The sequence below is a fragment of the Nakamurella deserti genome, assembly GCF_003260015.1.
Classification (GTDB): domain Bacteria; phylum Actinomycetota; class Actinomycetes; order Mycobacteriales; family Nakamurellaceae; genus Nakamurella; species Nakamurella deserti.
The window spans coordinates 530,395-542,957 of sequence record NZ_QCXS01000003.1 but is presented as its reverse complement, the minus strand read 5'-3'; the positions used below and the strand labels follow the sequence as shown (position 1 = coordinate 542,957).

Sequence of the window (12,563 nt, the reverse complement as noted above, 5' to 3'; positions counted from 1 at the left end):
GGTGCCGTCCTCAGTCCAGCGGGGTCACGTAGGCACCGGCGATGCCGCCGTCGACCATGAACTGCGACGCGGTGATGAACGACGACTCGTCGGAGGCGAGGAACAGCACGGCGTCGGCGATCTCGTCGGGTTCGGCGAACCGGCCGACCGGGATGTGCACCAGCCGGCGGGCGGCACGCTCCGGGTCCTTGGCGAACAGCTCCTGCAGCAGCGGGGTGTTCACCGGACCGGGGCACAGCGCGTTGACCCGGACCCCCTGCCGGGCGAACTGCACGCCGAGCTCCCGCGACATGGCGAGCACGCCGCCCTTGGAGGCGGTGTAGGAGATCTGCGAGGTGGCGGCACCCATCACCGCGACGAACGACGCGGTGTTGATGATCGAGCCGCGGCCCTGCTCCAGCATGTACGGCAGCGCGGCCTTGCAGCACAGGTAGACGCTCGTCAGGTTGACGTCCTGCACCCGCCGCCAGGCGTCCAGTTCGGTGGTGAGGATGGAGTCGTCGTCGGGCGGGGAGATGCCGGCGTTGTTGAAGGCGATGTCGACCGAGCCGAAGGTGTCGTTCGCCGCGGCGAAGAGCGCGTCCACCTCGGCCTTGTCGGTGACGTCCACCGGCACGAAAAGGCCGTCGAGCTCGGCGGCGACCTCCGGCCCGCGGGTGGTGTCCAGGTCACCGATGACGACCTTCGCGCCCTCGGCGGCGAACTTCCGCGCGGTCGCCAGGCCGATGCCGGAGCATCCGCCGGTGACGACCGCGACCTTGCCGGCCAGACGTCCTGCCATGTGCTTCGCTCCCTGCTGTTGGAGATCGGTCATTCCGAGCTGAGAAAGACGTTCTTCACGTCGGTGAAGGAGTGCGGGGCGTCCGGCCCGAGCTCCCGGCCGATGCCGGACTGCTTGAAGCCGCCGAACGGCGTCCAGTAGCGCACCGACGAGTGCGAGTTCACCGACAGGTTGCCGGCTTCCACCGCGCGGGCCACCCGCAACGCCCGGCCGACGTCGCGGGTGAAGATCGACCCGGACAGCCCGTACTCGGTGTCGTTGGCCAGTCGGATCGCGTCGGCCTCGTCGGTGAACGGCAGCACCGACAGCACCGGGCCGAAGATCTCCTCGGTCCAGACCGGGTCCCGGGGGGAACGCGGGAGCGCGACCATCGGCGGATGCCAGAAGCCCGAGGAGAGCGGGTCGTCGGTGGGAACGGAGCCGCGGACGGCGATGTCGGCGGCGTCGGAGTAGCGGCGCACGGCGGCCAGCTGACCGGACGAGATCAGCGGCCCCATGTCCGAGGTCGCGTCGGCGGGGTCGCGCACCGCGATCGCGGAGACCGCGGTCTCCAGGTGTCCGAGGAAGCGCTCGTACACCGACGCCTGGACCAGTACCCGGGAGCGGGCGCAGCAGTCCTGCCCGGCGTTGTCGAACGCGGCACCGGGGGCGGCGGCCGCGGCGGCCTCGAGGTCGACGTCGTCGAACACTATGTTGGCGCTCTTGCCGCCCAGCTCCAGCGTCACCCGCTTCAGCTGGTCGGCCGCCCCGGCCATGATCTGCTTGCCGACGGCGGTCGATCCGGTGAAGCAGATCTTGCGGACCGCGGGGTGGCCGACGAAGCGCTGCCCGACGACGGACCCCTTGCCGGGGATGACGGTGAAGACGCCCTCCGGCAGGCCGGCCTCCAGCGCCAGCTCGCCGAGCCGGATCGCCGTCAGCGGGGTGACCTCGGCCGGCTTCAGCACGACGGTGTTGCCGGCGGCCAGCGCCGGCGCGAAACCCCAACCGGCGATGGGCATCGGGAAGTTCCAGGGCACGATGACGCCGACGACGCCGAGCGGCTCGTAGAAGGTGACGTCGAGACCACCGGCGACCGGGATCTGCCTGCCGGACAGCCGCTCCGGGCTCCCGGAGAAGTAGTTCAGGACGTCACGGACGTTGCCCGCCTCCCAGCGGGCGTTGCCGACGGTGTGGCCGGCGTTGCGGACCTCGAGCTGCGCGAGCTCCTCGAGGTGCTCGTCGACGACCGCGGCGAAGCGGCGCAGCAGCCGCGCGCGGTCACCCGGCGACACCGCCCGCCAGGCCGGGAACGCGGCGTGCGCCGCCTCGATCGCGGCGTCGGCCTCGGCCGCCGAGGCCAGCCGGACGTCCTGCAGGGCGGTGCCGGTGACCGGCGAGATCAGCGTGCTGATCCCGCCGTCGGCGAAAGCGACAGTCACTCAGAGCCTCTCGAATCCGCGCCGCAGCTCCCAGTCGGTGACGGCGGCATTGAAGGCGGCCAGCTCGGTGTCGGCCGCGTGTACGTAGTGGTCGACGACGGCGTCGCCGAGGGTGGCGCGGGCGATCGCCGAGCCGTGGAACAGGTCCCGGGCCGCCTGCAGGGTGCGCGGGACGGTGGGCTTGCCGGAGGTGTAGGCGTTGCCGACCTGCTCCGGCTCCAGCGGCAGCTCGTGCTCGATGCCGTACATGCCGCCGGCCAGCATCCCGGCGATGGCCAGGTAGGGGTTGACGTCACCGCCGGGCAGCCGGTTCTCCAGCCGCGCCCCGGCACCGTGACCGACCAGCCGGATCGAGCAGGTCCGGTTGTCCAGCCCCCACGCGACGGTGGTCGGCGCGAACGAGCCGTCGGCGAACCGCTTGTAGGAGTTGACGTTCGGCGCGTACAGCAGGGTGAACTCGGCCATCGTGGCCAGGACGCCCGCGATGAAGTGCTCGTACAGCGGGGTGCGGCCGCCCTCCCCGTCGTCGAACACCAGCGACCCGTCGGTGCCGCGCAGCGACAGGTGGATGTGGCAGGAGTTGCCCTCACGCTCATTGAACTTGCTCATGAAGGTCAGCGACTTCCCGTGCAGGGCGGCGATCTCCTTGGCGCCGTTCTTGTAGACGGAGTGGTTGTCGGCGGTCTGCACCACCTCGGCGAACCGAAAGGCGATCTCGTGCTGGCCGAAGTTGCACTCGCCCTTGGCGGATTCCACCACCATGCCGGCCGCGTACATCGAGTTGCGGATGTCGCGCAGCAGCGGCTCGACCCGGGTGGTGCCCAGGATGGAGTAGTCGACGTTGTACTGGTTGGCCGGGGTGAGGTCGCGGTAGTTCGCGTTCCAGGCCGCCTCGTAGGTGTCGTCGAACACGATGAACTCGAGCTCGGTGCCGGCGTGGGCCGTCCAACCCTTCTCGGCGGCCTTCGCGACCTGGGTGGCCAGGATGGTCCGCGGCGACTCGGCCACCGGGGTGCCGTCCATGGCGGTCAGATCGCACTGGATCATCACCGTCGCCGGCAGCCACGGGATCAGCCGGATGGTGTCCAGGTCGAGGGTGAAGACCATGTCGCCGTAGCCGCGCTCCCAACTGGAGATCGCGTACCCCGGGACGGTGTTCATCTCCACGTCGACGGCGAGCAGGTAGTTGCAGCCCTCGGTGTCGTGGCCGAGCACCTCGTCGAGGAAGAACGGGGCGTGCAGCCGTTTGCCCTGCAGGCGACCCTGCATGTCGGTGAAGGCGACGACGACGGTGTCGACGGTGCCGTCGTCGATCAGCTCGCGGAGCCGGTCCACGGTCAGCAGGCGCGGGTTGCGGGATCCGGTGCTGGGTGCGGTCACGAGGCACATCCTTGCACCGCGGTGGACGCAACGGGTTGCGAGCCCCGCTGCGGCGCGCCACGCTGGTCGTGGCCCGCCACCCGGAAGGACGACCGATGGACATCGAGCAACGCGACGAGCCGGCCCGGACGGTGGCGGTCCACCGCCGGACCATCGCCATGAGCGGGATCCGCGACTTCTACGACCACGCCTACGGCAGCGTGGCCGGCGCCCTCGCGCGGCGCGGCGCCGGCCCCGCCGGGCCGGCGATCGGCTGGTACCACGAGATGCCCGGTGAGACCTGCACGATCTCGGCCGGCTTCCCGGTCGACGGGCTGCCACCGGGAGGGCTGGACGATGAGGTGGACGTCACCGAGCGGCCGGGTGGCCCGGCGCTCGTCGCGGTGCACCGGGGCTCCTACGACGCGCTCGGGGAGGCGTGGCAGCAGCTGATGGGCGAGCTCGGGGCCCGCGGCGTCGCGCCCCGTGGCGACTTCTGGGAGGAGTACCTGACGGATCCGTCGACGGCCTCGGACGCGTCGGAGATCGCGACCCGGCTGGTGCTTCCGCTGGCCTGAGGGTTCAGCGGGCCCACGGGACCGGTGCGTCGCCCAGCGCGAGCAGACTGCCTGCCAGGCGTCTCCCGTCGGTGGCGACGACGCCGCACGTCGCGTGACCGTTCTGACCGGTCCGCAGCGGGGGGACCACGACGTCCGGCCCGCTGCCGTCGGGCAGCAGGTACGCGACCACCCGGACCTCCAGGGATTCCCAGCCGGCCGGATCGGTGCCGGCCATCCGCGCGACCAGCTCGGTGCAGCCCGCGGTCAGGGTGTCGGCGTCCGGGCCCGGACCGGTCAGCTGGATCTGGGCGAAGTCCTCGCCGATGTGCGGCCGGTCGCAGGGCACACTGCTCGACCGCGTCAGGTCCGCGCCGTCCTGGCACACGGCGAACTGGACGGGCAGCGTGCCGGCCGCGTAGGCCCCCGCCAGCGGGGCGGTGAACGGCCGGCTGTCGGCGTAGGTGGACAGCGCGATCACGCAGGCCACCCAGGCCTGCCCGGTGTCGCGTTGCCGCTCGTCCGGCCCGCCGAGGACGACGAAGAAGTTGAGGGTCGGGAACCACGACCCGGCCGGCGTCGGCGGCTGCCCCAGATAGCTGAGCGGGTCGGGGACGGCGCTGTCGTCCCCCCAGCAGGACGGGCCGTCGTCGGCGGTGTCGTACGGGACGACCGTGTACACCTCCCCGAAGTGCGGCTCGGTGCAGTCGCCGAGCTGCAGCGGCGGCGGCAGCACGCCGGGCTCGTACCAGCCGTCGTCCACCGGCAGGGCCAGCAGGCAGTCGCCCACCGACGGAGGCGGTGCGGGCGGCTCCGCCGCCGCCGTCCCGGCCAGCCGCGGCGGGTTCTGCAGCCGCCCGAGGGCCGCGATCGCCAGCACCGCCACGCACAGCAGGACGATTCCCGCGGCGCGACGCCGCACGGCGGTGCCGTCACCCTGCCGCACGTCCACCTCCCGCGGGCGCCGGCCGGGCGCCTGCTCCCATCCAACTCCGATCGGCTCTCGGCGAACAGCGTTCCCCGGAACGACCAGTCGGCCTAGGGTCCCGACATGGCCACCGTGATCGCCTTCCGCCCACGCCCCGACCGCCCCGACCGCGCCGACCGCCCCGCTGCGCCCGCGCCGGAGCGGCTCTGGCGGGAGGCGGTCGGCGAGCAGCTGCGCGACGAGCGGCGCACCCGGGGGGAGCGGATCGCCGATGTCGCCGGCCGGGCCGGGCTGTCCGCCCAGTACCTGTCGGAGATCGAACGCGGCCGCAAGGACCCGTCGTCGGAGATCCTGTCCGCGGTGTCGGGGGCCCTCGGGCTGTCGGTCCTCGAGCTCACCCGGCGGGCCGGCGACCGGCTGGTGCCGCGCGCCGCCGGCCCGGTCTGCCTCGCCGCCTGACGCGTCCGTCCGTGCCGCCCACCGCTCAGGGCAGCCGACGCCGGGCCAGCACCGCGTCCACGGCCCCGTAGGCGACCGCGGCCTGCGGCGTCAGGATGAGGTCGCGTTCGGTGTCCTCGCGGATCTGCGCCGGGGTGCGGCCGGTGTGCTCGGCCATGATCTCCTCGAGCATCGTCCGCACCCGCTCGACCTCGTCGGCCTCCAGGATGAGGTCCGGAATGGTGCCCCGCCCCTCGCTCGCGGGGGTGTGGATCACGACCCGGCCGTGCGGCAGGATCCGCCGCTTGCCGGGCGCGCCCCCGGCCAGCAGCATCGACGCGGTCGCCGCCGCCTGCCCGACGCACGTCGTCTCCACGTCGCACCGGATGTACTGCATGGCGTCGTAGATCGCCAGCGTCGCCGAGATCGAGCCGCCGGGGGAGTTGAGGTACAGGTTGATCGGCTGCTCGGGGCTGTCGGACTCGAGGTGGATGAGCTGGGCGATGACCGCGTTGGCGACGCCGTCGTCGATCGGGGTGCCGAGGTAGACGACCCGGTCGGACAACAGCCGGCTGTAGACGTCGACCGTCCGCTCGCCCTGGTTGGTCCGGGTCGTGACGTAGGGGATGGCATAGCCCGTCATCGCCGCGCCCCCAGTCCGATCGGGTGCTTCGGTGCGGGCAGGATGTCCTCGGCCGAATCGACGATGTGGTCCACGAAGCCGTACGCCAGCGCCTGCTCGGCGTCGAACCAGCGGTCGCGCAACGAGTCCCGTTCGACGTCCTCGACCGGCCGGCCGGTGTCGGCGGCGATCAACCCCAGCACGGTGTCGCGGGTGTGCCGCAGGTCGTCGGCCTGGATGGCGATGTCCTGTGCGGTGCCGCCGATCCCGGCGGAGCCCTGGTGCAGCAGCACCTTGGAGCGGGCCAGCGCGTACCGCCGGCCGGGGGTGCCGGCGCTGAGCAGGAACTGCCCGGCGCTGTAGGCCATCCCGAGGTTCACGGTGACCACGTCGTTCGGGATCGCGCGCATGCAGTCCCGGATGGCGAGCATTCCGGGGACGGAGCCGCCCGGTGAGTTGATCAGCAGCCGGATGTCGGAATCCGGGTTCTCCGCGGCGAGCAGCAGCAGACCGGTGCACAGCCGGTTGCTGTTCCAGTGCTCCAGCGGTTCGCCGAGCAGCAGGGTGCGCCGCTCGAACAGTCGTCGGTAGATTCCCTCGTCGAGATCCCTGCCAGGGGGTGGGGTGTCGGTCATGGGTCCACCCTGACCGGAGCGGGGACGGCGAGGGGGCGGGCGCTGCCGGGAGCAGCGCTGCTGACAGCAGCGCCCGCGGTGGTGCTACTGCTCGGCCAGGCCCAGCTCGTCGGCGACCGACGGCCGGTCGACGGTCATCTTCGGGCCGGTGAACCACTTCTTCACCGAGAGGTGCCAGAAGATCCACAGCAGGATCAACGCGCCGCCGACCAGCAGCGGCGTGTAGTTCACGAACTTCCACTCGAAGGCGTCGTCCCAGGGCATGCCGCCGGCGGAGGTCGGGAACAGCGCCACGACCGACGTCACCGCGATCTCGATCAGCGCGACGACATTGATCCAGCGGTAGTGCTTCCCGAGCGTCCACGAACCCGGCGTGAACGCCGAACCGAGCCGCCAGCGCAGGAAGATGGGGATGGCGAAGCAGACGTACAGACCGACCACCCCGATCGAGACGACCGCGAAGAACGCGACCGGCACGGGGGCGCCGTTGATGTCCACCGCGACCAGCGCGGGCAGCGTGATCAGGGCGGCGACGACCGCGGACAGCAGCACGCCGTTGGCCGGGACCTTGCTGGACGACAACGAGGCCCAGAGTCGCGCTCCGGGCACCGCGCCGTCGCGGCTGAACGCGAACAGCATCCGCGAGCAGCTGGTGAGGCAGGCGACGGCGCAGAAGAACTGGCCCACGGTCGAGATCAGCAGTACGACGCCGGCGACGGTGGGCGACAGGGCCTGGCCGAAGATGACGGCCACGCCGCCACCGCCGGCGCTGACCGCGTCCGGGTCCTGCACCGCGAACAGGAACGACAGCAGCAGCAGCCAGCCACCGATGGCGGAGTAGAAGATCGACCGCCAGATGCCCTTGGCGGCGGCGTCTCCCGCCGACTTCGTCTCCTCCGACAGGTGTGCGGAGGCGTCGTAGCCGGTGATCGTGTACTGGGTCAGGATGGCCGCCATCGGCAACACGTAGAACAGGAACCCGGCACCCGTCCCGCCGTCGAACAGGCCGGTGTTGTTGATGACCGTGCCGAACACCTCGCCGAAGGTGGCGTGCCGCTCCGGGACGAGGAACAGGATCAGGATGACCGCGGACGCGCCGGCGACGTGCCACCAGACCGAGATGTTGTTCAGCACCGCGAGCAGGTGGCTGGAGAAGATGTTGACCACCGCGGCGATCGCCAGGATGACCAGGAAGAGCACGAACACCCGGGTGAGGCTGTAGCCCTCCAGCCAGCTCTCGCTGAACACCCCGAGCGTGAGGTCGAGGAACGTGGCGCATCCGTAGCTCACCGAGGCGACGATGGCGATCAGACCGATGAGGTTGAGCCAGCCGGTGTAGTAACCGGCCTTGGGCCCGCCGAGTTTCGCGGCCCACCAGTAGATCCCGCCGGAGGTCGGGTAGGCCGACACCAGCTCCGACAGCGAGAACCCGATGAGCAGGATGAACGCGGCGATGATCGGCCAACCCCAGGCGATGGCCGCCGGTCCGCCGTTGTTCCAGCCGAGCCCGAACGAGGTGAAACACCCCGCCAGGATCGAGATGATGGAGAACGAGATGGCGAAATTCGAGAAGCCGGACCAGGAACGGTTCAGCTCCTGCTTGTAACCGAGTGAGGCGAGGTGTTTTTCGTCGTCGGACAGTTCGGTGGACACGGGTCTCCTCTGCGGGATGGGTACGCAGGAAGCTACGCCGCGACCGGCGACGCGGGAATGACCGGTGCGTATCGGTCCGGTAACCGGATCGGCCGGCTCAGACGGCGTGCGCGTCCACGACGACCGCGCCGCCCGCGTCGGTCACCGTGATCTCCACCGTCTCCTCCAGCGGCAGGGCACCGTTGAGGCTGCAGTTCAACGTGTTCGCGCCGGTCCCGATGAACGTGCCGCCGGGCACGACGCTGCCGTCGGACCGCACGAACGCCACCGTGTAGGAGCCTTCGGCGAGGCCGGTCGCGGTCAGCTTCAGCTCGGTGCCCCAGGTGTGCCGGACCAGTCCGGCCTCGGCCCGCACCCCGGCCGCCACCCGGTCGACCGCCATCGCGATGACCGGCGGTGCGCTGGGTGCGGGCGCCAGCTGCACGCCCAGCAGGAACACCCCGGCCAGGACCGCGGCCGCCAGCAGCCCCGCACCCGCCCGCCTGAGCAGCCGGTCGCGGTCGCGCCGGCGCGCACCCTCGCGCACCGAGGTGAGGATGGCGTCGCCCAGTTCGGGCGGCGGCGGGGTACCGACGGCGACGGCGTCCGGATCGACGCCCCGCAGGGCCGCGGCCACCGGGGCCAGCTCGGCCACCTCGGCCCGGCACGCCGCGCAGCCGTCCAGGTGGGCCTGGACCGACGTGCGCTCGGCCCCGCTCAGGCCGCCGAGCACGTAGGCCCCGACCAGCTCGCGGAGTGCGCGGTGCTCCTCGGCGTTCACAGCGTCACTCCCATCTCGTCCATCGCGATCCGCAGCGCCTTGAGGGCGTAGAACGCCCGGCTCCGCATCGTGCCCGTGGGCACGCCACTCTCCGCCGCCACTTCGTCGTAGGGCCGTCCCCGCAGGTGGGTCTCCACGATGACGTACCGGTGCTCGGGGCTCAGACGCCGCAGGGCCTCCTCGACCAGCCAGCGGTTCAGCACCGCGTCAGTGTCGTCGGGAACCGGGTCCAGCGCCTGCTCGACGGTGTCCTCGCCGCCGGGAACCCGGGCCCAGGACCCCGCCGACCGGCGCCGCGACGCGTCCACGACCACGTTGCGCACGATCGCGAACAACCAGACCCGCAGACTGGCCAGCTCCGGGTCGTACCGGTCCGCGGACTTCCACGCCCGCAGGAACGTCTCCTGGACGGCGTCCTGAGCCGCACCCGGATCGCCCAGCGAGCGCAGCGCGAAGCGGTAGAGCTCGGCGCCGTGGGCGGCGTAGGCGGCCTTCACCGCCGTCTCGTCGCCCAGGCCGGCCGGGCGCGGACGACGCAACCGGGTCAGTGCCGACACCGCGTCCCCCTCTCGTCCGTCGTGGATACGGTCCCGCCGGGGACCGCGTTCACCGCACCGGCTTGCCACTTCTCCCGGTGCCCGACGGCACGCCGCCGGCCGGCACCGGTCCAGCGATTCGGTGCCGACACCCGGGGCGGATGGTGCTGAACGCGGGCGCGCGCCGCGGCGTAACCACTGGCGTCGCCGTCCGGCGGCGGCCGGGCCGACCCGGCCTCCAGCGAACAGAGGATCGACCATGCGTCTCCGTCCCATCGCCACCTCCGGTCTCGTCGCGGTCCTGGCCGCCACCGGTCTCGTGTTCACCGCCGGCCCGGCCGTGGCCGCCCCGCGCGTCCCGATCCCCGCCGCGGTCGACGTCGGCCTGAGCTTCGGCGGCCACCGTGGCGGGCTCACCGCCGTCGGTCTGACCGGGAACGGCACCGAGCTGGTCACGTTCTCGGTGAAGAAGCCGGGACGCGCCGGCAACGGCACCCCGATCACCGGCCTGAAGGGTGACGCGAAACTGGTCGGCATCGACCACCGCGTGCAGAACGGCAAGCTCTACGGCGTCGGCGACTCCGGCGGTCTGTACGTCCTGTCCGACAAGGCCGTGGCCACCGAGGTCGGTCGGCTCGGCGTCGCGCTGTCCGGTGCCGCGTTCGGCGTCGACTTCAACCCGGCGGCGAACGCACTGCGGATCGTCAGCGACACCGGCCAGAACCTGCGCCAGCCGTTCGGCGCCGGCGACGGCCCGACCGTGGCCACGGTCGCCGACACCCCGCTCACCGCGGCCGCCGCGCCGGCCGTCGGGATCACGGCCGCCGCCTACACCAACAACGACCTCGACCCCGGCACCGCGACGACCCTGTTCGATCTGGACACCGTGGCCGACCAGGTGGTGCTGCAGTCGCCGGCCAACGCCGGGACCCTGGTGCCGACCGGCACGTTGGGTCTCGCCGCCGACCTGGACGCGGGATTCGACATCTACTCGACGCTGCGCAAGAACCGGACCGTCGAGGTGACCGGCTACGCCACGATCGGTGTGAACGGCGCGTACGCGCTCTACGAGGTCGACCCGCTCACGGGCGCCGTCGAGAAGAAGGGTGACTTCCGGACGGCCGTCACCGACCTCGCCCTGCCGCTCGGACAGCGCTGACCCGCCCCGGCCCGGCGGCCGGGGGGCTGCCGGGCCGGGTGATCTGGCTCATCCCGGGGCAACGCGGGCGCGGGGTGGGCCGTCGTTGGAGGTGAGACCACGAAACCCTGCCCGGTGCCGCGAGGCCCTTCCGGGCGCTCGAAGACGAAGAGACACGATGTCGTACCGCATGTCGCACCGCACTCCCGCCACCGACCCGTCCCACCCCGGACAGCCGCTCGTGACGGACCCGACCGCCGGGGTGGCCGACCCCGTCGCCGACCTGGATCCGGCGCCCCCGACCGCCGCGATCCCGGCGGTGCCGGCCCCGGCCGCCCCGGCCCCGGTCGGATCCGACACCGAGCCGCCGGAACCGCCGACCTTCCAGCTGTCGATCAAGCAGCTGCTGGCGAGCGCGGCCGCCGCGGTCACCGCCGCGGTGCTGGGTTCCCGGCTGGGGGTGGCCGGAACCTTGATCGGCGCCGCGCTGGCGTCGTCGGTGTCGATGGTGGCGGCCGCCGTGTACAGCCACTCACTGGCCACCGCCGCCTACCGGGTCAAGGTCGTCCGCGCGCACGGGGACGCCGCTCCCACCGCGCCGCTGCCGACGGTCACCGCGGCCTGGAGCCGATCGCCCGCCCCCGCCACCGGGGCGCCCCTCGACCCGACGCCGACCCGGTCGCGGCGATCCTGGCGGACCCGCTGGACGGCCGCCGGTCTCGGGATCGTGGCCGCCTGCGCGCTCGCGCTGCTCACCGTCACCGGTATCGAAGCCGTCCGCGGCGCCCCGCTCTCCGGCGGGACCGCCGGCGGGCTCAGCGTCCTCGGTGGCGCGTCCGTCGGCGTCCCCGACGGCAGCACCACCACCGGCCGGACGACCGGCGGCTCGACCACCGACCCGGCGCCGGTCACCACGGACGACGACGCCACACCGGCACCGTCCCCGGCGTCGGCGAGTCCCCAGGCCCCCTCGACAACGGTGACGACGACGGTCACCGTGACGCCGAGTGCTCCTGCCGACCCGTCCACGTCCTCCTCGACCAGTGCGCCGTCGCCGGAGCCGTCGACGTCCGGCGGGACGCCCACCACCGCCGGTCCGACGACAGGTCCGACGACAGGTCCGACGACAGGTTCGACGACCGGCTCCGCCACGACCGGCCCGGCCACGACCGGCCCGGCCACCACCGGGGCCGACACGGCCACACCCACAGCCGGCGGCACCGCCACCTCCACTCCCACGCCGCAGCGGGCCGGCGTCGGCGCCACGGGCTGACCGGACCGGGCCACCTCACACCCGTCCTGCGGGGTGGCGGCGGGCGTCACCCTGCCGGACGTGGTTCGATGGAGCGGTTGCGAATCACACGTCTGTGATTCGACCGGGCCGGCGCGTGCCGCCGCCCGACAGCGGTCGAAGGGGATGGAACATGGACAGTGCGGCAGCCGCCGAGCGGTCCGGCGACAGCGCACCGGTTGGACTGACCGAGATCGAACGCGCCGTCCTCAACTTCGAGAAGCAGTGGTGGCAGTACCCCGGCACCAAGGAGAAGTCCATCCGCGAGGAGTTCGCGCTCTCGCCGACCCGGTACTACCAGCTGCTCAACGAGGTGATCGACAAGCCCGCCGCGCTGGTCCACGACCCGCTGCTGGTCCGTCGCCTGCGCCGACTGCGCGCCAGCCGGCAGAAGGCCCGCTCGGCCCGCCGGTTCGGCATCGAGCTGTAGCGCCCGCCGGGACG

14 protein-coding genes are annotated in these 12,563 nt (G+C 72.4%); 5 read left to right on the top strand and 9 right to left on the bottom strand.

Features of this window, described 5'->3' with window-relative positions:
• Positions 1-10: 10 nt before the first annotated feature.
• The 3 genes from DB033_RS15710 to DB033_RS15700 are packed head-to-tail and all read right to left on the bottom strand — an operon-like array spanning position 11 to position 3,591.
• The gene (locus DB033_RS15710; protein WP_111768361.1) at positions 11-781 is read right to left on the bottom strand and encodes a 3-oxoacyl-ACP reductase; all 771 of its coding nucleotides are present in this window, start codon (positions 779-781) and stop codon (positions 11-13) included.
• Positions 782-810: 29 nt separating this feature from the next.
• A complete protein-coding gene (locus DB033_RS15705; RefSeq protein WP_111768360.1) occupies positions 811-2,175 on the bottom strand; it encodes an aldehyde dehydrogenase family protein in 1,365 nt (454 codons plus the stop codon).
• Positions 2,176-2,202: 27 nt separating this feature from the next.
• Positions 2,203-3,591 (bottom strand): glutamine synthetase family protein, encoded by a 1,389-nt coding sequence (locus DB033_RS15700; protein WP_111767857.1) that lies wholly within the window; start codon positions 3,589-3,591, stop codon positions 2,203-2,205.
• A gap of 86 nt (positions 3,592-3,677) precedes the next feature.
• Here DB033_RS15700 and DB033_RS15695 point away from each other — a divergent pair, with 86 nt between their 5' ends.
• On the top strand, positions 3,678-4,139 hold the full coding sequence (locus DB033_RS15695) for a GyrI-like domain-containing protein (RefSeq protein WP_111767856.1): 462 nt from the start codon (positions 3,678-3,680) through the stop codon (positions 4,137-4,139).
• A gap of 4 nt (positions 4,140-4,143) precedes the next feature.
• Here DB033_RS15695 and DB033_RS15690 read toward each other — a convergent pair whose 3' ends face one another.
• The gene (locus DB033_RS15690) at positions 4,144-5,064 is read right to left on the bottom strand and encodes a hypothetical protein (RefSeq protein ID WP_157970728.1); all 921 of its coding nucleotides are present in this window, start codon (positions 5,062-5,064) and stop codon (positions 4,144-4,146) included.
• A gap of 105 nt (positions 5,065-5,169) precedes the next feature.
• Here DB033_RS15690 and DB033_RS15685 point away from each other — a divergent pair, with 105 nt between their 5' ends.
• On the top strand, positions 5,170-5,505 hold the full coding sequence (locus DB033_RS15685; protein ID WP_111767854.1) for a helix-turn-helix domain-containing protein: 336 nt from the start codon (positions 5,170-5,172) through the stop codon (positions 5,503-5,505).
• A 25-nt stretch (positions 5,506-5,530) separates the two neighbouring features.
• Here the strand turns inward: DB033_RS15685 and DB033_RS15680 are convergent, their stop codons facing one another.
• The 5 genes from DB033_RS15680 to DB033_RS15660 form a co-directional block, all read right to left on the bottom strand.
• A complete protein-coding gene (locus DB033_RS15680; protein WP_111767853.1) occupies positions 5,531-6,127 on the bottom strand; it encodes a ClpP family protease in 597 nt (198 codons plus the stop codon).
• Complete coding sequence (locus tag DB033_RS15675; protein WP_111767852.1) at positions 6,124-6,741, bottom strand: ClpP family protease; 618 nt, start codon at positions 6,739-6,741, stop codon at positions 6,124-6,126. Before DB033_RS15675 ends, DB033_RS15680 begins: the two co-directional genes overlap by 4 nt.
• Before the next feature lie 84 nt (positions 6,742-6,825).
• On the bottom strand, positions 6,826-8,394 hold the full coding sequence (locus DB033_RS15670; protein ID WP_111767851.1) for an amino acid permease: 1,569 nt from the start codon (positions 8,392-8,394) through the stop codon (positions 6,826-6,828).
• Between the two features lie 97 nt (positions 8,395-8,491).
• A complete protein-coding gene (locus DB033_RS15665; RefSeq protein ID WP_111767850.1) occupies positions 8,492-9,154 on the bottom strand; it encodes an anti-sigma factor in 663 nt (220 codons plus the stop codon).
• Complete coding sequence (locus DB033_RS15660; protein WP_420814083.1) at positions 9,151-9,702, bottom strand: sigma-70 family RNA polymerase sigma factor; 552 nt, start codon at positions 9,700-9,702, stop codon at positions 9,151-9,153. The genes DB033_RS15665 and DB033_RS15660 overlap by 4 nt, the downstream gene beginning before the upstream one ends.
• 247 nt (positions 9,703-9,949) lie before the next feature.
• Here DB033_RS15660 and DB033_RS15655 point away from each other — a divergent pair, with 247 nt between their 5' ends.
• The 3 genes from DB033_RS15655 to DB033_RS15645 all read left to right on the top strand — a co-directional run bounded on the left by DB033_RS15655 (position 9,950) and on the right by DB033_RS15645 (position 12,549).
• Complete coding sequence (locus DB033_RS15655) at positions 9,950-10,849, top strand: DUF4394 domain-containing protein (protein ID WP_111767848.1); 900 nt, start codon at positions 9,950-9,952, stop codon at positions 10,847-10,849.
• Positions 10,850-11,006: 157 nt separating this feature from the next.
• Entirely contained in the window at positions 11,007-12,101 is a 1,095-nt protein-coding gene (locus DB033_RS15650; protein WP_111767847.1) for a hypothetical protein, read from the top strand.
• A gap of 151 nt (positions 12,102-12,252) precedes the next feature.
• A complete protein-coding gene (locus DB033_RS15645; RefSeq protein WP_111767846.1) occupies positions 12,253-12,549 on the top strand; it encodes a DUF3263 domain-containing protein in 297 nt (98 codons plus the stop codon).
• The last annotated feature ends 14 nt before the right edge of the window (positions 12,550-12,563 follow it).

What these genes read in the sequence shown, in the direction of transcription:
- DB033_RS15710 (WP_111768361.1), bottom strand. Translation starts at nt 781, where the DNA reads ATGGCAGGACGTCTGGCCGGCAAGGTCGCGGTCGTCACCGGCGGATGC.
- DB033_RS15700 (WP_111767857.1), bottom strand. Translation starts at nt 3,591, where the DNA reads ATGTGCCTCGTGACCGCACCCAGCACCGGATCCCGCAACCCGCGCCTG.
- DB033_RS15695 (WP_111767856.1), top strand. Translation starts at nt 3,678, where the DNA reads ATGGACATCGAGCAACGCGACGAGCCGGCCCGGACGGTGGCGGTCCAC.
- DB033_RS15685 (WP_111767854.1), top strand. Translation starts at nt 5,170, where the DNA reads ATGGCCACCGTGATCGCCTTCCGCCCACGCCCCGACCGCCCCGACCGC.
- DB033_RS15680 (WP_111767853.1), bottom strand. Translation starts at nt 6,127, where the DNA reads ATGACGGGCTATGCCATCCCCTACGTCACGACCCGGACCAACCAGGGC.
- DB033_RS15675 (WP_111767852.1), bottom strand. Translation starts at nt 6,741, where the DNA reads ATGACCGACACCCCACCCCCTGGCAGGGATCTCGACGAGGGAATCTAC.
- DB033_RS15655 (WP_111767848.1), top strand. Translation starts at nt 9,950, where the DNA reads ATGCGTCTCCGTCCCATCGCCACCTCCGGTCTCGTCGCGGTCCTGGCC.
- DB033_RS15650 (WP_111767847.1), top strand. Translation starts at nt 11,007, where the DNA reads ATGTCGTACCGCATGTCGCACCGCACTCCCGCCACCGACCCGTCCCAC.
- DB033_RS15645 (WP_111767846.1), top strand. Translation starts at nt 12,253, where the DNA reads ATGGACAGTGCGGCAGCCGCCGAGCGGTCCGGCGACAGCGCACCGGTT.